18 protein-coding genes are annotated in these 20,093 nt (G+C 35.8%); 2 read left to right on the plus strand and 16 right to left on the minus strand.

Translation table 11 applies throughout. From position 1 onward, the window contains the following. Positions 1-110: 110 nt before the first annotated feature. The 14 genes from galU to NKR74_RS21325 form a co-directional block, all read right to left on the minus strand. The gene (gene galU, locus NKR74_RS21260; RefSeq protein ID WP_098309247.1) at positions 111-1,001 is read right to left on the minus strand and encodes a UTP--glucose-1-phosphate uridylyltransferase GalU; all 891 of its coding nucleotides are present in this window, start codon (positions 999-1,001) and stop codon (positions 111-113) included. A 716-nt stretch (positions 1,002-1,717) separates the two neighbouring features. Continuing rightward, complete coding sequence (locus NKR74_RS21265) at positions 1,718-2,110, minus strand: DUF2304 domain-containing protein (protein ID WP_098309248.1); 393 nt, start codon at positions 2,108-2,110, stop codon at positions 1,718-1,720. Further along, positions 2,107-2,823, minus strand: coding sequence for a glycosyltransferase family 2 protein (locus tag NKR74_RS21270; RefSeq protein ID WP_098309249.1), 717 nt, complete (start codon positions 2,821-2,823; stop codon positions 2,107-2,109). The genes NKR74_RS21265 and NKR74_RS21270 overlap by 4 nt, the downstream gene beginning before the upstream one ends. Positions 2,824-2,843: 20 nt before the next feature. Further along, entirely contained in the window at positions 2,844-4,805 is a 1,962-nt protein-coding gene (locus tag NKR74_RS21275; RefSeq protein WP_098309250.1) for a DUF2142 domain-containing protein, read from the minus strand. A 68-nt stretch (positions 4,806-4,873) separates the two neighbouring features. Then, positions 4,874-5,212: an EamA family transporter gene (locus NKR74_RS21280; RefSeq protein WP_098309251.1), complete on the minus strand. Its 339-nt coding sequence runs from the start codon at positions 5,210-5,212 to the stop codon at positions 4,874-4,876. Beyond that, positions 5,205-5,546, minus strand: coding sequence for an EamA family transporter (locus NKR74_RS21285; protein ID WP_098309252.1), 342 nt, complete (start codon positions 5,544-5,546; stop codon positions 5,205-5,207). The genes NKR74_RS21280 and NKR74_RS21285 overlap by 8 nt, the downstream gene beginning before the upstream one ends. Before the next feature lie 350 nt (positions 5,547-5,896). Further along, entirely contained in the window at positions 5,897-7,621 is a 1,725-nt protein-coding gene (locus tag NKR74_RS21290) for a phospho-sugar mutase (protein WP_098309253.1), read from the minus strand. A gap of 162 nt (positions 7,622-7,783) precedes the next feature. Beyond that, positions 7,784-9,268 (minus strand): leucyl aminopeptidase, encoded by a 1,485-nt coding sequence (locus NKR74_RS21295; protein WP_253630761.1) that lies wholly within the window; start codon positions 9,266-9,268, stop codon positions 7,784-7,786. 62 nt (positions 9,269-9,330) lie between these two features. Then, positions 9,331-9,711, minus strand: coding sequence for a DUF309 domain-containing protein (locus NKR74_RS21300; RefSeq protein ID WP_098309255.1), 381 nt, complete (start codon positions 9,709-9,711; stop codon positions 9,331-9,333). Between the two features lie 88 nt (positions 9,712-9,799). Next, positions 9,800-10,426 (minus strand): 3D domain-containing protein, encoded by a 627-nt coding sequence (locus NKR74_RS21305; RefSeq protein ID WP_253630762.1) that lies wholly within the window; start codon positions 10,424-10,426, stop codon positions 9,800-9,802. A gap of 131 nt (positions 10,427-10,557) precedes the next feature. Beyond that, positions 10,558-10,875, minus strand: coding sequence for a YuiB family protein (locus NKR74_RS21310; RefSeq protein WP_098309257.1), 318 nt, complete (start codon positions 10,873-10,875; stop codon positions 10,558-10,560). A 24-nt stretch (positions 10,876-10,899) separates the two neighbouring features. After that, the gene (locus NKR74_RS21315) at positions 10,900-11,391 is read right to left on the minus strand and encodes an NUDIX hydrolase (protein WP_098309258.1); all 492 of its coding nucleotides are present in this window, start codon (positions 11,389-11,391) and stop codon (positions 10,900-10,902) included. Between the two features lie 244 nt (positions 11,392-11,635). Further along, entirely contained in the window at positions 11,636-12,844 is a 1,209-nt protein-coding gene (locus NKR74_RS21320; RefSeq protein WP_098309259.1) for an NAD(P)/FAD-dependent oxidoreductase, read from the minus strand. 489 nt (positions 12,845-13,333) lie between these two features. Further along, complete coding sequence (locus tag NKR74_RS21325; RefSeq protein WP_253630763.1) at positions 13,334-14,785, minus strand: RNA-guided endonuclease InsQ/TnpB family protein; 1,452 nt, start codon at positions 14,783-14,785, stop codon at positions 13,334-13,336. Between the two features lie 428 nt (positions 14,786-15,213). On the opposite strand from NKR74_RS21325, the gene NKR74_RS21330 reads away from it, so the two are divergent. Continuing rightward, on the plus strand, positions 15,214-16,203 hold the full coding sequence (locus NKR74_RS21330; protein WP_253630764.1) for an NAD(P)/FAD-dependent oxidoreductase: 990 nt from the start codon (positions 15,214-15,216) through the stop codon (positions 16,201-16,203). Between the two features lie 365 nt (positions 16,204-16,568). Here NKR74_RS21330 and yhdJ read toward each other — a convergent pair whose 3' ends face one another. After that, positions 16,569-17,522 carry an adenine-specific DNA-methyltransferase gene (yhdJ, locus tag NKR74_RS21335; RefSeq protein ID WP_098309261.1) on the minus strand — a complete coding sequence of 318 codons (954 nt, stop codon included), beginning with the start codon at positions 17,520-17,522 and terminating at the stop codon, positions 16,569-16,571. Positions 17,523-17,888: 366 nt separating this feature from the next. After that, on the minus strand, positions 17,889-18,416 hold the full coding sequence (locus NKR74_RS21340) for a hypothetical protein (protein WP_253630765.1): 528 nt from the start codon (positions 18,414-18,416) through the stop codon (positions 17,889-17,891). 413 nt (positions 18,417-18,829) lie between these two features. On the opposite strand from NKR74_RS21340, the gene NKR74_RS21345 reads away from it, so the two are divergent. Then, positions 18,830-20,080, plus strand: coding sequence for an MFS transporter (locus NKR74_RS21345; RefSeq protein ID WP_253630766.1), 1,251 nt, complete (start codon positions 18,830-18,832; stop codon positions 20,078-20,080). Positions 20,081-20,093 lie beyond the last annotated feature (13 nt).

The raw sequence follows: 20,093 nt of genomic DNA on the forward strand, positions 1-20,093 counted from the left end.
CAAGTAAAGAACAATTTATAAGCACAGATTAGACATAGTAAATTGGATGTTTTCCTTAGAATACCTCATTCTCCAATTCACTATGTCTAATCTTACACATCTATCAATAATTAGTTTTTAATCGCTTCTCCTTGTTCTTTCACAAGGTTTTGCATAATTTGTAGTAAATCTTCTTTTAATTCGTCATGTTGCAGCGCCATTTCAATTGTTGTTTGAATAAAGCCAAGTTTCTCACCAACATCATAACGTTTTCCTTCAAAATCATAAGCGAATACGCGTTGAATTTCATTTAGATTTTGAATTGCATCCGTTAATTGAATTTCGCCGCCAGCACCGATATGTTGTTCTTCTAAGAAACGGAAGATTTCCGGTGTTAATATATAACGGCCCATAATCGCTAAATTTGAAGGTGCTGTACCTTGTGCTGGTTTTTCAACAAATTGTTTTACTTGATAACGACGGCCGTCTTTTTCTAATGGATCAATAATACCGTAGCGATGTGTTTCATCTTCTGGAACTGTTTGCACACCAATTACGGATGACAGTGTTTTTTCATACTCATCGATTAACTGTTTTAAGCAAGGTGTTTCTGCTTGTACAATATCATCTCCAAGTAATACAGCAAACGGCTCATCACCAATGAATTTGCGCGCGCACCATACTGCATGGCCCAAACCTTTTGGTTCCTTTTGACGGATATAGTGAATATCCACCATTTTAGAAGAAGCTTGTACCCTTTCAAGTAGCTCATACTTTTTCTTTTCTAATAAATTTTGCTCTAATTCAAAAGCATTATCGAAATGGTCTTCAATTGCACGTTTTCCTTTACCTGTAACGATAATAATATCTTCAATACCTGCAGCAACTGCTTCTTCAACGATATATTGAATTGTTGGTTTATCAACAATCGGTAACATTTCCTTTGGCATTGCCTTCGTTGCTGGTAAAAAACGTGTTCCAAGACCAGCAGCTGGGATAATGGCCTTTCTTACCTTTTTCATGCTTATAACCTCTTTCTTTGTTGGTTTATATGCGCATTTATACAAATATTTATTTTTTTAATTTGCCCCGTCAAAGTATATTTATTGAATACATTTTATTCCTTGACAAGACATCTCTTATAGAAAAAACGCAACTTCTATATTATATATCTATTAATCTGAGTGTCATATTACAGTTTTCTTACATGTTTGTTTCTCACTTACCGAAAATGACACTTCCTACAAATTCTACATGATTGCTTCTTTATTCGTCAAGGTTACTTTATAGTTGTCCTTTATTTGTCACTTTCCTTTAATAAACAGTTAATATCTAAAAGCGCACATCATGTAACATGCTTTGTTCTAGCATTACCATATGCTCCTGCCGTTACTTCTTCATTCTTTTTACTTCAATAAAATAAGAATTTACTATACTTTTCCAACGAAAAAATCCACTTAAATAGTAAGAAAATGAAGCAACCCTAATTATTATATAAACATCACCAATAATCATAATATCCCTACTTTATATTTACCTAAATGAGTTTGAATTACACGCATGCAAAAAGGAGTGAATACAAGATTCACTCCTTTTTGTTCTCTTTATCCCACTCTAATAGGCAATAGGCCCTCAACTCAAAGTCCTGAGCAATCCAAAAAGTTAGATTTCCTGTTAGGGACCGATTCGTTCAACTAACCATCAGTAGGGAAAGCGCTACGATAAAAATTTCGCTTTATTACATAGTCACTTTTTGGTTCTCTTCTTTATAATAGTTATCCAATTTTTTCTTCATTTTTTCATTTTCATGCTGATGAATCGCTACGATTTGCGTCAACTCTTTAATACGAGCAGAAGATCTTGAAACAACAATCGTTAAAAAGAACAATACACATGTTACAAATATAAATCCGAAGAAAAACAATGCGTTAATTGGCGTTGCAACGCCTAATAAATCCGATACAACATTAATCGTTTTTGGCAAGATTCCAATGATGAGAATACCGATTAAAACGCCAAACCATGTTAGTACATACTTCAGGTCTAATTTCTCTTTACGCACTAAGTTTGTAAAAATAATCAATCCTACTAATACACCTAAAATAATTAATATTTGAAGGCGAATTGTCATGAAGCATTCTCCTTTCGTTTAGGTTTTAATCTGTCGATTGTAATCGCAAGTGTCACTTTAATCATATAATAAATTGCTTTGTAATTTACAATTGAAGATGTGCCACCGATTCTTTCTCGCATAAGTACAGGGGCTTCCTCTATTTTATAGTCATTTCTTAATACAGAAACAATACTTTCTGGTTCTGGATAATCTTTTGGATAGTAATCGCAAAATTCATTAATAATATCGCGATTCACCATTCTAAATCCAGAAGTAGCATCTGTGATTATTTTTCCAGATACAGCTTTAATTAACTTTTCAAAGAAACGAATTCCTAATCTTCTTGTGAAGGAAGACTGAAAGCCTTCTTTATTAATAAAACGTGAACCAATCACCATATCCGCCTGTTTTTCTTCCATCGTCTGAAGAAGAACGCCTAAATAGGCAGCATCATGTTGACCATCACCATCAAATTGTACAGCAATATCATAACCGTAGCGCTGCGCATATTTATACCCCGTTTGCATCGCTCCGCCGATTCCTAAATTAATTGGCAAACTGACGTAGTTAAAATTATTATCTTTACAAATTTGCTCTGTATCATCCTTTGAACAGTCATTAATAATGACGTAATCAAAATCCGGTGCATTCGTTTCTATATCCTCTACAACATGAATTAAGTTCGTTGATTCATTATAGGCAGGAATAATAATGAGCTTCTTTTTAAACAAAAGTAATCCCCCACTCCACTTTAATATAAATAACCTAACATAAAAACATTTGCATACAACAACATCCAACATGCTAACTTTGCTGACCTTTGTGCAGTTAACTCCGAATGCTGTTTCACATTCATTTTTTCATTAAACATGAACAATATAATTGGTAAAATAGGTAAGAAATATCTTCCTTGTAGCCCACTTATAAAATCTGCACCTACTTCAGACCAAGTCAAATATAAACTTAACATAACTAGTCCAATTATACTTATACTTGTTAAAATAAAAATCCCATAATCGAAGTTGCGTAATTTAAACTTATCTTCTGTATAATCAAAGATTGCTGTCATAACAAGCCCAACCAAACTAATAATTACAATACCGCTCAGTAAGTGCGTTACCCATCCAACTTGATTTAACATGGTCAGCCACGTACTCATTCCGTTTTCAAAAGTTCCAAAGAATGTTTTCATAGCCTCAACTGGATGTCCAAACATGAATTTCAATTGCTCAACTGGATTAATTTTTTCATTTGGATTAATTGTTCCAACAAACTTCATTACAAATAAATTCCAAGAACTCATCATTAAACCAGATATACCTGCAAGCATAAGGAAAGAAGTAATACCTTGCATTTTCGTACGGAATAGGTCTCGTCCAACAAATGAAAACATTAAGAATGATAATGGCCAATACGTAAATTTACACAATACAATAAGGATTAATAACAAGGTTGGAATAACAAAATCCTTAACTCGTAATACATCCTTTTCCGAACACATAAGTTTCTGTAATATAATAGCGATAAATAAGTAAGTTAACCCCATCAACATTGCATCAGCCGAAAATGATGCAGCTAATGATACAAATAACGGAAATGCAGCTAAAAACGCTAGCGTATTTTTCAATCTTGGAATTATTTTTATCGCCATTGCAGTCAAGGCAATATACACAATTAAGTTGAAAATTCTTCCTAACATCAAAGCGCTAAAAGCTTTTAAACCTAATATATTAGCAATAAACAAACCAAGAGCCTGTGGAATATATGGAATTGGTGTATAAACAGCCGTTGTCGGTTGCTCGACAAATTTTGTTTTATTTGCAAAGGTATACGTATCCCAAGCCTCGCTCTTAGCTCTATCGTATCTTTCGCCATTTGCAAGCAATCCATAGGTTGTCTCAAATTGATTTGGTCGTGGCATGTCATCTATATTTTCTGGCAAGTTAACGCCTACTTTATCACCTTGTTTCGTAGACAGAAGATGCCCTAAACTAATATCATAAGCTTTTGCAAAATGAAAATTCTCATCAGTTGCTTCAAACAGCGGATTATTAAAACTAAACATAATCCCCATTGCTCCAGCCACAACAACAAAATTCTTAATTGTATTTTTCCCAATTAAAGCTAAAACAACTAGGGCAACTAATGCAGTAATTGTAGCTTGTCTAATTTTTAGCCAATCCAGCTGATCGTATAATATTTTAGCTGCTACTGCTTGTCCTTTATCTTCTTTACCATTAACAATCAATTTTCCATCTGATGATAATGATGCCCCAGTACGAATACCAATTTTTTCACCATTCTCCGCTTTCACGATTTTCACTTTTAAGACAACATCATTATCTAGATCTTTTGGAATAGGAACTATGATACTACTTTTAAAATGAGGATCTTTAATATAGTCTTCTCCACCCCATTTGTTCAAATCGATTGTCTCTTTACTCACTACTCTTCCTTTAACCGAAAGTTCATACTCCAATAGTGCATTTTTATGATAACTTTCGCTTGTAAGAGGTAATAACAAATTCTTTGGGTTTTCCCCATCAAAATGAAACTCTTGTCGTAATTCATCGCCCTCGGCTAAATCAACCATCTTATAATTGCTATAAGCAAGACTTTTGCTTACAGTATGAGTAGATCCCGTCAGGCATACATACAAAACTGCACAAAAAACTACAAAAAAAGAAAAAAGTATCTTTTTCCTATTTACCATACAACATAACACTCCATTTATATTATTTGTCTTAAATTAACACTACTTATTATAGAAATACACTCCTCTCACTGCATACAAAACACAGCAATTCCTATAATGATAATAATATTTCCGATTACTTTTCTTTTCGTGATTTTCTCACCAAGAAAATACCAACTGAATATTAAAATAACAACATAACTAAGCGATTCTAAAACAGGTGCTTGCTTTAACGGGACACCTTTCATCGCAATTACATTTAAACCCGCATTTATCACAAATAAAGAATATCCAATAATTACATAACGATTTACATATTCCTTCCATTTCTTATCATAAACAGCTAACGTTGCTTTTTTTAATAAAATTTGGGAATAGTTCGCCAAAATAATCCCGAAAATATAAAGCAGTACAAATTTATTCATCTCTTGTCACCACAACAATTCCAATTATGATAATAGCTGCACCTAGTAAATTATTCCATTTTATGACATCTCCAAAAAATACTACGGACCATAGAAGTCCCCATAAAATAATAATCCCTCGATGTGAATACGCTTTAGATATTTCAAAATGTTTAATTACTTGCTGCCAAATAATTGCATATCCAAACAAAAGAATAATAAGTCCCATGTAAGCTAAGAAAAAACTAATTGAAGTAACTGAAAATTTTGCCGCCCATTTCATATACACCATTATGATAGAGTATAAAAAAAAGGCTGCATGTAAAAACACATAATTTTTAGTAGATGCTTTCATACACTCAACTCTCTTTTTATGAATTAAACCTAGATAGAAAATGAAACTTTCATCAGTGGAAATTCTCCTGCACTGATGATCAGTTGAATCAACCGGGCTCTTCTTCAAACATTCCGAATATTCCGATATTAACTCGCCATTCTTGACGTATAGATAGAACGTAATTCTTCTAAACTTTCATTTCTTACACAAACTTTCAATTTGAAAGCGTATACTTATCCCACACGATATAAAATTCTATCACAGAATAAGAGAAATTTCATGCTTATCTCATAATCTTTCTTGTCTTTATTATAGAAACATAAATAAAATAAAAAAAAGAGGGAAAATATTCCCCCTCTTTACTCATATTAAAAACGATTCATAATATCTTCTTTAATCGCTTCAAGCTTCTCTTCACTATGTTGTAGTGAATCTCCTTGTACACCAAAGTAAAACTTAATCTTCGGCTCTGTTCCTGATGGTCGCAGGCAGAACCAAGATCCATCTGCCAAATAATACTTTAATACATTTGATTTTGGTAATTCAATTTCTTCTGTCGCATCTTCTTTTACTTTTGTTCTAACGCTCGCTTTATAATCTTCCGCAATCGTTACTTCTAAGCCAGCCACTTCTGTCGGTCTATTTTCACGGAAAGATGTCATCATATTTTGAATTTGCTCTGCTCCATCTTTTCCTTTTAACGTTAAGGAAACAAGTCCTTCACGGAAATATCCGTACTTTTCAAATACTTCAAGCAAACCATCATATAATGTTTTACCTTGCGCTTTATAATATGCAGCAACTTCACATGCAAATAATACAGACTGTACTGCGTCTTTATCACGGCAGAATGGGCGAATTAAATAACCGTAGCTTTCTTCATAACCAAACTGGAACTCATATTCTCCGCTCGCTTCATATTGCTTAATCTTTTCACCGATGAATTTAAAGCCAGTTAACGTATCGATTGTATCAAGTCCGTAAGCTTTTGCGATTGTGCGTCCTAATTCAGATGTAACAATTGTTTTTAATACAACACCGTTTGTCGGTAAAATACCTTGTTCTTTCTTTTGTGTTAATAAGTAATCCAACATTAAAGCACCTGTTTGATTTCCTGTCAACACTTGATACTGGCCATCATGATTACGAACTGCTACACCAAGACGGTCAGCATCCGGATCTGTTGCAATTAATACATCTGCATCAATTTCTTCACCGTACCGAATTGCCAATTCAAATGCAGCATGTTCTTCTGGATTTGGTGACTTTACTGTTGAGAAGTCTGGATCTGGCTGTTCTTGTTCTTTCACGACCGTTACATTTTTAAACCCAACTGCATCCAAACCACGGCGAGCCGGAATATTAGATGTTCCATGTAAAGGTGAGAAGACAATTTTTAAATCTTGTCCAACTTCCTTCACAAGCTCTTTATTAAGAATAACCGTTTTTAATTGTTCTAAATACGCATCGTCAACTTCTTGACCGATGATCTGTAAGAGACCATTTTGTTTCAATTGCTCTACATCAGCAACCTCTACTGTCAATTCGTCACTTACATCATTTACATAATGAATTAACTCATCCGCTTCTTTTGGAGGCAATTGCCCGCCATCATCTCCGTACACTTTATAGCCATTATATTCAGGCGGATTGTGGCTTGCCGTAAGAACGATTCCACTGCATGTATGTAAATAACGTACTGCAAAAGAAAGCTCTGGTGTTGGGCGTAGGCTTTCAAATACATATGTTTTAATGCCATGAGCACCTAGTGTTGCTGCTACTTCCATCGCAAACTCTGGAGACTTGTGACGAGAATCATATGCGACAACAACGCCGCGTGCTTTTGCTTCTTCACCTTGGTTTTCAATGAAACGGGCTAAACCTTCTGTTGCCTTGCGGACAGTGTACACATTTAAACGATTTGTGCCAGCACCTAGTTCCCCGCGCATACCACCTGTACCAAATTCTAAATCTTTATAAAAACTATCTTCAATTTTCTTTTCATCACTTTGCATTGCTTCTAGTTGCTGCTTTAACTCTGCATCTAAATTCGCAAAGGAAATCCAGCGTTCATATTCTTTTTTCCAATTCATGTTGCTCTCTCCTCTCAATAGACATAATCCCATTATATGAAAAAAATAGCGCTTCCCTCAAATATTTTTTATCTTTTTACAACATTTAACTCTTTGTTCACCAAAGGAAAACATTGGCAATAATCTAAAAAAAGGACTGGCATCTGCCAATCCTTTCCTCATTTACTCTTCCCCAAAACGTTCAACAAATGTTGCTAATGTACGCACCATCGCGCCTGTTCCACCAACTGGACCTAAGTCGTGTACGCTCTTTGTATCAGATGTTCCTGCAATATCTAAATGCACCCAAGGTGTTTCTTCTGCAAACTCTCCAAGGAATGTTCCTGCCATAATTGCATGACCATCGCGTCCTGGTGAGTTATTTAAATCTGCAAATTTACTGTTACGAACACGCTCTTTATCACGTTCAAAAATCGGTAATTGCCAAATTGGCTCATCCGTTTCCATCGCTGCTTCTAACATTTGCTCATAAAATGCTTCGTTATTTGTCATTGCACCTGTTGTATGGTTTCCAAGAGCAACGATAATACCGCCTGTCAATGTCGCAACATCAACAAGATAATTTGCACCAAGCTTTTTCGCATACGTAATACCGTCAGCTAATGCTAAGCGGCCTTCTGCATCTGTATTTAATACTTCAATTGTTTTACCGCTCATTGAGGTAATCACATCATCTGGTTTAAATGCAGTTGCGCTCACCATATTGTCCGTAGAAGGAATAATCGCAACTACGTTTTGCTCTGGGCGAAGCTCACCGATAATTTCCATCGCTCCAAGAACAGCTGCTGCGCCGCCCATATCGCCTTTCATACCAACCATGCTTTCGCGCGGTTTCAAAGAATAACCACCTGTATCATATGTAATACCTTTACCAACTAAGCCGATTACATCTGTCCACTCTTCTTTACCTTTATATAAAAGAGCAATCATTTTTGGCGGTTCTGCGGAGCCTTGGTTGACCGCCAGAAGCGCACCCATTCCAAGCTCTTCCATCTCTTCTTTCTCAAGCACTTTATAGTCCATATCATATTTTTCTGCCAGATCAACTGCATAGTCTGCTAAAGCAGTTGCCGTTAATACGTTTGGCGGCAAATTCACAAGCGTACGCGCAGAATTTGTAGCACGTCCATGTACATAACCAACCGTTAATGCTGCTTCAATCTCTTGCGGATCTTCTTCTGTAACAACAACAAAGCTTTCTAATTGATGCGCTTCTTTTTTATCCGTTTTATATGTTACTAACTCATATGTACCAAGTAAATAAGTTTCTGCTGCAATATGCGCTACATCAATTGCGTCCATTTTTTCAGTGATGAATGAATCTAATACAAATGCGACATTTTTTACTTTTGCACCGTGTAACGTTCTCGCTAATTTCCCAAGTGCACCGCGCAATGTTTCTGTTGTACATCTGTCTTTTTTGCCAAGACCGACAAAATAGTAACGCTTTACATTTGTTTTCCCTAAGCTATGTACTTTAGAAATCACTTTTTTCTTCGGAGAAATTTCTTTTTCGCCTAATAGCACTTGTATATGTCCATCAAACGCTTGATCTAATTCTTTTACAAAACTACTCATTACCTCATCTTCAAATAAGGCAACAACTACCGCTTCATGACTTGCTAGTTCTTTTTGTACTTGAAACATGCTAGCACCCCCAGATTTTTTCTGTTTCTATTATAGCTTTATTTTCGTGAAAATGCGACAATTCAAACTTCTTCCATATATAAAATAAACTCTGGGAGCTGCGGCAAATTCTGAACTTGCTCGTATGGAATTCGATTTATCTCTTTCGGTAAAATTTTGCGGCACAATTGAATAAAGTGTACGACCTTTTCAACATTCAAATTCCAATAAACAGGGCAATATGGAGTTAAATATTCTTCCGCTACTTCCATCATCATTCGTGCTCCCTTTATATTCCCATAGCTGTAATGATACTGAGCGACTGCCATTTGCAATAAACCTTTTAAAAACAAATTCCCCCGATCTTCAAGCCACATTTCTTCTAATAAGTCATGACACGTATAATAATCGCCTTCGTTATACTTTATGAAAAACTCATAATACGCTAAAGGATAGTCTTCCATATATGCTCTCCCTTTGCTATATTTTCTTTCCCCTCTATTTCATGATGACAAGAGAATGAAAAAAAGTCTAGCGCTATAAGCGTCTAGACTATCGTTGGTTTAAATATTGTCCGCGAAACACTTGCATCGGTTCCGCTTCGTTTAAAAGTGTTAACTCTTGTTCTGTAAATTTTCCATTTCCCATTTTTACAATGTAAACATTCACTGTCTTCTTTCCCCATTGACTGTATACATCTTGCACGGTTTCATAATATAAATCAAGTCGATTTCCTTTAATAGCACCGCCTTTATCCGCTACAACACCATAGCCATAGCCAGGAATAAACAAGATTGTTCCAATCGGAAATACGCGCAAATCAGCCGCAATTGTTGAATATATGTCCCGTTTTACTTTTACACCGGAATATGTAATCCCATACTCAGGATGTCCTTTTGTCTTCCCTGTTGACTCTCTGCCAGCTGTATATCCTGTTGCCATAACTTCCATCGAACGATATTTTGACCAATCTTTTTCATTCTCTAAAGCACGAATGACTGTGGCACTTGGAATCGCTTGCTCACTTTGCTCAGCTGCGTGAACTTCTTTCACTTCATTTTTCTTATACATATGAATTATTTCAGAAAGAGAGATTCCTGACACAGCTTGCCAAGTTACACATAATGCAACTAAAAATAAGCAAACCATCATCATGCGAATGCTAAATCGTTTTATCATTTTTCACACTCCTTCATCGTTATTGTTCCCTAAACGATGAAGAAAATACGCATGAAAAACGTAAGTGTCCTGTTTAGCAATGACAAGCGCTGAAGCTAGACAACTCTAAAAAAGCTTCTAAGAAAGGATCCTCAAAACATTTGATACCCATTTTTCCGCAATGTTTTGATCACAACACCAGATAAAGCAGCACCAACTAATCCAGTTGATAAAATCATAATATCAGCTTGTCCAAGATGAAGAAAACTTGTTCCTAATGAAGAGAAAGCCTCTTTCGGCTGTACAAAATAATCGAAGAAATCAACTTTATCAATAATAAACACACAAATAAGCGGATATACAACGACCATCACCCATGTTGCTCGTAAAATCATATTTAATAAAAAGCCAATTCCAAAAAATAAGACTAAAAATAACATCATTGAGATTAATAAAACAGGTATGCTCATGATTTCTTCACCCTTTCTTACTTATCAATCTACTCTTCCTACAAAAACGTTATATACCGTATAATCAAACTGTTCCCCTGGATTTAACGTCTCGTCCATTTTTAAAAGCGGTGCTGGCATCGCTTCTAACAAATAACGAATTAACACTGAGGCATTTTCATCATTTACAATATCCTCTGGAAATAGGAACGCTCCCTCATACAATTCTCGCTCTTGAACGACAATGTCTTCTCCTTTTGGCTCTAAAAGAAAAATAATCATATTATCACTAATCTCACCGCGTATCACGCCAGATCGTGCACCCATTATTCCTTTTACACTTGTGGCAATTCCTGTTTCTTCTAATACTTCACGCTGCACTGCTTGATCGATTGTTTCTCCTTCGTTCACAAAACCCGCGGGCAATGACCATTCCCCTTTTAATCCACCATATTTTTTCTTAACGACCAGCCATCTTCCATCTGCTGTGATAACGAGACCACTTACCGCTAGCCACACATTTCCTCGCTTACTCATCACTGCAAACCCCTTCCAATCAAACGAACAGAATATTCATTCTTTTCTTTCATTATACTATAAAGTGAAACTTCCGTCAGTGGGGGTTTTACTGCCCGCGAATAGCGGGATAAAGCTTTCGAAAGGAGAATGTTGGGAAATGTGTACTCTTTGTGAAAGGTCTTCACCTATTTTAGAATATTCAGTAAAACTAAAATAAAAAAAGCAGAAACAGCTTACAGCCATTTCTGCTTTACATTACGTATTAAAATAACTTTAACTTACCTTTTTTAAGAACTAATAAAGGTCCGCCAAGCATGAATAGGTAACGGTTGTCGATTACTTTCTTCATGAATGAAGCTTTCCAACCAGTTAATTTTTTGCCCATTACAACGCCCATTGCATCGTCATGACCTAATGAACATACAGAACCTTTGTTATCGAATACAAACTTCTGCATTTCGCCTTTACCACGAACAAGAACAGCTAAGTTATGTGCAATGTTATAACCTTGTTGAATTGCAATTTGTGCTGTTGGTGGGTATGGACGGTTAATTTCTTCGTTAATGATTAACGCTGCATCACCAACCATGAATACTTCTTCATGACCTGGAGCATGCATGTACTCGTCCACTTTTACACGGCCGCGCATTGCTTCAAAGCCAGACTCTTCTACAATACCGTTACCGCGAACACCTGCAGCCCAAACTACAGTTGCAGATTTCAGTAATTCTACATCGTCACCGTTTGCAACAAGAATACCTTCTTCAGTTCCTTCTTTAATTGCTGTACCGATGCGGAATTCTACACCTTTTTTCTCTAATTGTTTTACAGCGTACTCAACTAGCTCTGGATCGAAACCAGGAAGCGCTGTTGGAGCAGCCTCAACACAGATGATGCGTGCTTTTTCACGAGGAACATCGTACTCCTTGCAAAGCTCAGGAACACGGTTTGCAAGTTCACCTACGTACTCGATACCTGTAAATCCAGCACCGCCGACAACGATTGTAACTAACTCGTCACGTTTTTCTGAAGCATATAGAGAGAACATGTACTCCATATGCTCACGGATTTGACGAGTTGCATTAATGTTAGCAATAGAGAATGCATGCTCTTTTAATCCTTTAATACCAAACGTTTCAGATTCAAAACCAAGACCGATTACTAAGTAATCATACTCTAGCTCGCCATTTTTTAAGATAACGCGCTTTTCAGCTGCTTTAATTTCTACAACTGTGTCTTGCACGAAGTTTACTTTGTTTGTGTCGATTACATCTTTGATGTCTAAGCGAACTTTATCATGATGCAACGTACCAGCTGCACTTTCATGTAACCAAGTTGCTTGATAATGATAGCTGTTGTTATTTACTAATGTGATTTCAGCTTCACTTACAGATAATGTTTTTTGCAGACGAACAGTAGTAATCATTCCGCCATAACCTGCGCCTAGAACTACGATTTTTGGCTTCTTCACCCTAATCACAACCCTCTTCTTTATATAGATAGTAAAAAATAATAAAAAATAATGCTAAAACAATTTAAATGCTAAGAATGTAGACTTTCTCACAATCTAGACAAAATAAAAAAATTAATCTTCTTTATATAGATAGTAAAAATAGCAAAAATAATGCTAAAACAATTTAAATGCTAAGAATGTAGACTTTTTCACAATCTAGACAAAATAAAAAATTAAGTTTGAAAAATGTTACGAAATTTGTCATAAAAAATTAACAAAGTCACTTTCCTATATTAGTCGTTTTCTCTTTACTTTTCAAGCAGTTGTAGAATTATCAATATTTTAAAATAACGAGGTCTTTTTAAGTTTTTTCACGTTCCCTTATTTGCTCAGAATTTAAGAGACAATTACTGTCTTCTCACCTTCAAATGTGGAATCATTATCTATGAAAACTCCCGCCACTTATCTCCTTCGTATTTTGAAGTGGGGGTTTCTCATGTATCACCTTTAAAAGATGCTTAACACGAGTGGAGTTGACACTGCTGCCTGATGGCACAACCCCTCTATTCCATCGACAAATGCCCTTGGAACTGCTTTTTTTAAGATGTTATAGGCACCATTCACATCTGCGTTCAGTAGTTTGTTCTTTTTCGTACGATATAAGCCACGTTTGATACGTTTTCCACTGAATACATGGATGTCTTCCTCACCGTAAATGGGAATCGCATCATTGTCTAGAAAGGATGCTTTGCTTGTATACGATTCTTCCACAACTTGTACCATGATGCCCTGTCGCCTCGCCTTGTAGTTGATCATTTCAATAAGTAGACTATGTGGGATATGGCAAAAGGATTGATTCTGTTGTTTTCCCATAGCACTGTTTTGTTTCCATGATGTATTTTTCCCAATCACGATCATAGAGATTTCCTGTTGAATCGCTATCTGAACAACGTGGTAACTCATTTTGTGGAAGATATCTTTTATTTTGAGAAACCGTTTCTCATGAAGCCTCTCTAAACGTTTTGATGTATGTGGTCCTTCTTTTGGTTCTTTTCCATGACGAAGAATACCCAGTAAATGAGCCTTTTGTTTGTTGTAGTATTGATTGATACTTTTAATCACATTGCCCTTTACTAACACAGGAACGGCCCCTGTATTCGTTGCGATGGTTGCAATGTTATTGATTCCTAAATCAATACTCATATAGCGCCTATTGTCTACATACTTAAATACAGAATCGGATTGTTCTGTTACAATTTCCACCTTAAATTTCCCGTAGGCAGGAGAAACACGTACCTCTTTGAGATTGCCAATTCGCCCAAACAATTTACCAATATTTAATTTTATGCTTGTTTTTGGAAAACGAATGTATTTATCTTGGGGTTTACATACTTGATTCGTGAATACAATTTCTCTCATAGAAGATTTGATATATTTTGGAATGCGAGGTCTGCTCGTAAAAGTGGAAGGCTGTTTTTGGTATGCCTTGATGGAAGCGAAGAATGATTTCCAGTTTTGATATAACTTCTTCATAACTGCTTGATTCGTTTGTGCTGGCAAATTCATATAATCTTGTTGCTTCATTGTTTTAAACAAGCAATCTAAGAAATGATACGATAGGAACGATTTCTCTTTTGTCGGGAATGTAAACAAGTTACATTTTATGTCTTTCTGTTCTTTAACAGGTTTTTCTTTTTGTTTTTGCACGCGTTTTTGGTACGCACGAAGTTGATTTTCATTCATGATTTCAATATGTGCTTGTAATGTATGAAGAACTTCTTGTTGAAGTGGCTGTAATGGTTGATCCGTACGTAAGGCTGTATACACTTGGCGGATGTAGAAGTTTGTTGTATTGTAGAGATTTTTTGCGTTTTGACACATTTCTAGGAAGTAAGGGTATAATTTATGACCTTTTTTGATCCAAATTTGATAGGTTACATATTCTTCTTCTTTCTCCATCACTTTCACCTCCTTCTTTCCTTTATGATACTACAAAACGCCGAAAAGGAACATACATTCTTGTTAATACAAAAATCTTTTTACAAATGCGCTGGCAATTCATCTCCACCTTAAACTGGGCTATGCCCTGCACGTTTTGAAGGTGGGATTTTCTTGACCATTTTCCGATAAATTGTTTCAACTAACTGCAGCTAGTTATAATTACCAAGAGATATACACTTCACTTATTGAATAGTTTTTTTCTTTTCTAACAGATCTACACAAAGTGTATACACAATTCAGTCGTTTCCTAACGCTTTTTTTTATAAAATATGATATCATTTGTCTTGAGTGCGCTTGCACTCCGTTCACGGAAGTTCCGTATAACATACATACGAGTGTATATAGGAGAATCACGAAAAATTTCCTAATTATAGGGGGAGTAAACAGTGACAGAAAATCAAAAAGTATATGACATCACTATTATTGGTGGAGGCCCAACTGGACTATTCACAGCTTTTTATGGCGGTATGAGACAAGCAAGCGTAAAAATTATCGAAAGCTTGCCACAACTCGGCGGTCAATTATCTGCATTATATCCTGAAAAGTACATATATGATATTGCAGGTTTTCCTAAAATTCGTGCACAAGAACTCATTAATAACTTAAAAGAACAAATGAGCAAGTTCGAACCAACTGTTTGTTTAGAAGAAGCTGTTCAAACGTTAGAAAAACAAGCAGATGGCGTGTTCAAACTTGTAACAAATAAAGAAACACACTACTCTAAATCAGTCATCATTACAGCTGGAAACGGTGCGTTCCAACCACGCCGTTTAGAATTAGAAGGTACAGAGAAATTCGAAAAAGCAAACTTACACTATTTCGTTGAGGATATGAATAAATTTGCTGGCAAACGCGTTGTCGTGTTTGGCGGCGGAGACTCTGCGGTAGACTGGACAATGATGTTAGAGCCAATCGCAGAAGAAGTAACAATTGTTCACCGTCGTGATAAATTCCGCGCACATGAGCATAGCGTTGAAACGTTAATGAACTCTCGCGCACAAGTCAAAACACCATACGTTCCAGTTGAACTAATCGGTGAAGAGAAAATTGAACAAGTTGTACTTCAACATGTGAAAACGGAAGAAAAAGTTGTCATTGATGTTGATGATGTCATCGTAAACTACGGCTTCGTATCTTCTCTTGGTCCAATTAAAGACTGGGGCTTAGATATCCAAAAAAACAGCATCGTTGTAAACTCTAAAATGGAAACAAACATCCCTGGTATTTACGCAGCTGGTGATATTTGTACATACGAGGGAAAAGTAAAACTAATTGCATGCGGATTTGGCGAAGCGCCAACAGCAGTAAACAATGCAAAAGCGTACTTCGATCCAAATGCGAAGCTGCAACCAATGCATAGTTCTAGCATGTTTTAATATAGGGCTGATCCAAAAGGCACGTAAGTGCCTTTTGGATCAGTCCCTTTTTTACGTGTCCGCCGATTTATCGGCGCTTCGACATGATATAAAGTGAAACTTCCATCAGTGATGCTTTTCTCACTGATGGTTAGTTGAACCGATCGGGCTTTTACGGGCAGTTTTCTTCCCCGCTCTTCTCCAGCTTTTACTGCTCATTAATGCGGGATAAAGACCCTTCGACGATGCTCGATATGCGAGTAGCCGAGCCGCTGGAACTGGATAATATCGAAAAGTAGAAGGAAATATTCATTAAAAATAGATTGATATAAGATGCCAACCTAGTTTTAATGAAACCAAAAAGGAGCTGATTTAAAAACCCGCATTTAGCGGACTTTTAAATTAGCTCCTGAAAACATTTCAAGGTGTTCTATTTCTTCCACTTCAGAAGTAATGTCACCTTCTCTAACTACGTGGTCTTTTTTAGATTTATTGGTTGTTTTTCGACTCTTATCTTTTTCTAATTTAATTCCGTCATATCTTTCTGTTATTCCTGTTCTTCTCAAACCGATTAAATAGAAGTCTTTATTGAACTCAAACCCCAATGCTTTTCTGCCATTCTTAACAGCAACCGCAGCAGTAGTAAACGAACCAGAAAATGGATCTAAAACAATATCACCCGGATTAGAAGAAGCTTTTATAATTCTTTCCAAAAGAGCTTCTGGTTTCTGAGTCGGATGATTTTCGTATTCTTCCATCTTAAATCGAACACGCGGAAATTCCCACACATTCCCAGGAACTTTTTCAGTACTATAAGGCTGTGGTGGATTCTTACGATAATCAATTAGTTTTCTTTTTGCACCCGTTTTTGCTTCAACTAAAATATCTTGAGCATTAAAAGTATAAGCTGCTTTAGAGTCCTTATTTACCATAAGAATGGGTTCATAAAGTGAACCGAACATTTTTTTAGACTGAACACCTGAGCTATCGTATGTCCAAATAATTCTAGATAGTACATTGTAGTTTTCACTAATATAAACATCTAAGTAAGGCATGTATTGTGTTGCTGTCATAAAATAAAATGTTCCATTATCCTTTAACACACGGAAACATTCGTCAATCCATTGCTTGCACCAATTAATGTATTCATGAGTATTATCCCACTTGTCCTTATTATTACCAAAATCTTTCCCGATGTTGTAAGGAGGATCTGCAAATATTAAATCAATCGTTTTATCATTAACCTTCTTAAGTAGATCTACACTATCCCCCAATCCTACAAAGCTATCATTATTGTGAAGGTTTTCAAATTCCATATTTTTAAAAACTTTGTTCCACATTTATAATCACCTCATAATTTGTCAAACGGATAATTCATGGGCTAAACTATTTTAACATACAATAACAGTGCGACAAATCACAATAAAATACTGAATCCCACATATTAGATATACTCTTATATGTGGGATTCAGTATTTTATGTTTTAGGCGATATGCTATATTTGTGATGACCTCTAAACGACTTATGCAAATCAAGCTGTTATTATAAAAAACCAATCATAAAAGATATATATTCCAAAATACGGTAAATACCTATATGAAACTTGAGCAAATATCAAAATAATTAGGTACTTAATCAATCAAAAGAATCATTCGAAAAATTAATCAACTTTTTTCGAAGTGTCTATTAATGGAACAGTTTAATATCAACCTACATTATCTTTTATTTCTAATAAGTCATTTAATAAACTACTTATATTATTGTTGTGAAGTTGTAAAAGTTCATTTTGCACTTTTATATTTGGGATCATCATACCTTGAATACGAGCTATTTCAGAGTACTTAAATGTATTCCAAAGCTTATCTCTTTTTTGATCTACAGCTTTATTTTTTTCCATTATGATAAGTAACTTGTAAATAGTATCACCAAAAATATTTTTTGCTGCCTGTTCACACATTAACGTTCTAATAATTTTACCGTACGAAATAAATTTCCTATTTCCATAAAAAAGGGCAATATCGCCTTCATCAATTTTCTCCCAAAGCTTTTGATTTTTAGGGCTGTAGCGCATAGCCCATATCGATACAGAATCTAAAGAACTATCAACTTCTTGAATAGCTACTTTAATATTTTTGCCCAATTGATTAACTGATACTGGTTGCTCAACGGATTCTTGAAAATTTTTATAAGCTTCTGAACTACAAGCACTAAAACATATTATTTTTTGTTCCATACATGAATCACCTCTTACAAGTAATTATGGTCAATTACTACCAAATATACACACTTGTACTATTACTGTATTGACTTAGTTACTTATCTTCACCATAATTATCCTTAAATTAGACATAGGAGTGGTTACTATCAACCATTCTTCTTTGCTTTCTCTCAATCTTGAGGTGGGAGCCTTACTGCCCGTTAATGTAGGATAAACGAACTTTCGATCCAAATAATGCACAAGTTGATATTTATATTGCGTTAGTTTAAAGTGTAAAATAAGAAGATGCCTCGGCACCTTCTTATTTTTATGCTTCAAAAATCCGCTGGGCAAATTCTGCTTTTTTGAATACAATGGAAAAGTATCTGTATAGAAAAATTAGAAACTGTTAACAAAGATAAAAAGACATATGACAGAAAGGGATTCATATGGAGGAATTACATAAAAGTAAACTTGCTGTAAAAGAAATGGGAACGCCTTTATTAAAAAATACAAACTTCCTCTTTCTTTGGGGCGCTACCCTATGTTCAAGCTTTGCCTTAGCATTTTTTACGTTTTCGCAAACGTGGTACATAGCAAAGACATTAAACTTAGAAGCATCACTTGGAATTGTATTTGTTGCCCTTAGTGTTCCGCGCCTAATCTTTATGATTATCGGCGGAGCCGTTGCAGACAAATTCCAGAAAAAAAACATCATGTTTTATTCTAATATTGTGCGCGCGCTTCTTGTAACAGTCATTCTCATTTGGTTCATCGTTGGGCACGTCACATTATACACATTTGCTTTCTTTGCGCTCTTCTTTGGTTTAGCTGATGCCTTTTTCTGGTCAGCTGATGGCTCTATCTTACCGGATCTCGTAGAGAAACATCGCCTTACACAAGCAAATTCACTCACGCAAATGACAAACCAAGCATCTGTTATTCTTGGTCCTGTCCTTGGCGGAATACTAATTAAATTCAGTAATTATGAAACAATTTTTACGATAACGATTTTATTATTACTTATTGCTGCCATACTCATCCAAAAAGTTCACACAAGTACAGTGCAAGAAGAAACAAATCCAAACAAAGGCATGTTCACTTCTATTAAAGAAGGCATCCTTTATGTGAAAGAATCATCATTTTTATCAACGTTTCTTATTTGCAGCGCCTTTTTGAATTTATTTTTAATTGGACCGATGCAAGTCGGTTTTCCGCTGTTCATTAAAGATGTACTGCACGGCGACTCGCTCCACTTTAGCTACTTAGAAGCTGCTGTTGGCGGGGGAATGGCCATTGGTGCAGTTATCGTCGGGCTGCGAAATATTAATCGGCGACGCGGTTTATTTTGCATTATTATGATGCTGCTATCTGGTATTTTCTTCTTATCTATTAACTTTAGTACAACACTTTGGCAAGCAGTTCTGGCAGGCTGCTTTTACGGTATTTCAATCGCAATGGCCATCGTACCGTTAATGGCCATGATTCAATCAACTGTGAAAGAAGAAATGATGGGCCGAGTCATGAGCTTACTCATGTTATCATCGATGGGCTTTATCCCTATTTCGTATGCCCTTACCTCACTTGCACTAGCTGCCGGGATACCAATTGTCACGATTATGAAAAGCGGTGCAATTGCTGTCATTCTGTTTGTATTATTTATCGCCATTCGCGTTCCGACTGTGCGAAAATTTGATTAAAAGTAGAGAGTTA

It is taken from the genome of Bacillus sp. 3103sda1, assembly GCF_024159135.1.
Lineage (GTDB): Bacteria > Bacillota > Bacilli > Bacillales > Bacillaceae_G > Bacillus_A > Bacillus_A rhizoplanae.

Coding starts and splice junctions, on each gene's coding strand:
- NKR74_RS21295 (WP_253630761.1), bottom strand. CDS start 9,268: ATGTTTCAAGTACAAAAAGAACTAGCAAGTCATGAAGCGGTAGTTGTT.
- yhdJ (WP_098309261.1), bottom strand. CDS start 17,522: ATGTGGAACAAAGTTTTTAAAAATATGGAATTTGAAAACCTTCACAAT.
- NKR74_RS21275 (WP_098309250.1), bottom strand. CDS start 4,805: ATGGTAAATAGGAAAAAGATACTTTTTTCTTTTTTTGTAGTTTTTTGT.
- NKR74_RS21340 (WP_253630765.1), bottom strand. CDS start 18,416: ATGGAACAAAAAATAATATGTTTTAGTGCTTGTAGTTCAGAAGCTTAT.
- NKR74_RS21315 (WP_098309258.1), bottom strand. CDS start 11,391: ATGAGTAAGCGAGGAAATGTGTGGCTAGCGGTAAGTGGTCTCGTTATC.
- NKR74_RS21290 (WP_098309253.1), bottom strand. CDS start 7,621: ATGAATTGGAAAAAAGAATATGAACGCTGGATTTCCTTTGCGAATTTA.
- NKR74_RS21310 (WP_098309257.1), bottom strand. CDS start 10,875: ATGAGCATACCTGTTTTATTAATCTCAATGATGTTATTTTTAGTCTTA.
- NKR74_RS21325 (WP_253630763.1), bottom strand. CDS start 14,785: ATGGAGAAAGAAGAAGAATATGTAACCTATCAAATTTGGATCAAAAAA.
- NKR74_RS21285 (WP_098309252.1), bottom strand. CDS start 5,546: ATGAAAGCATCTACTAAAAATTATGTGTTTTTACATGCAGCCTTTTTT.
- NKR74_RS21300 (WP_098309255.1), bottom strand. CDS start 9,711: ATGGAAGACTATCCTTTAGCGTATTATGAGTTTTTCATAAAGTATAAC.
- NKR74_RS21280 (WP_098309251.1), bottom strand. CDS start 5,212: ATGAATAAATTTGTACTGCTTTATATTTTCGGGATTATTTTGGCGAAC.
- NKR74_RS21265 (WP_098309248.1), bottom strand. CDS start 2,110: ATGACAATTCGCCTTCAAATATTAATTATTTTAGGTGTATTAGTAGGA.
- NKR74_RS21305 (WP_253630762.1), bottom strand. CDS start 10,426: ATGATAAAACGATTTAGCATTCGCATGATGATGGTTTGCTTATTTTTA.
- galU (WP_098309247.1), bottom strand. CDS start 1,001: ATGAAAAAGGTAAGAAAGGCCATTATCCCAGCTGCTGGTCTTGGAACA.
- NKR74_RS21345 (WP_253630766.1), top strand. CDS start 18,830: ATGGAGGAATTACATAAAAGTAAACTTGCTGTAAAAGAAATGGGAACG.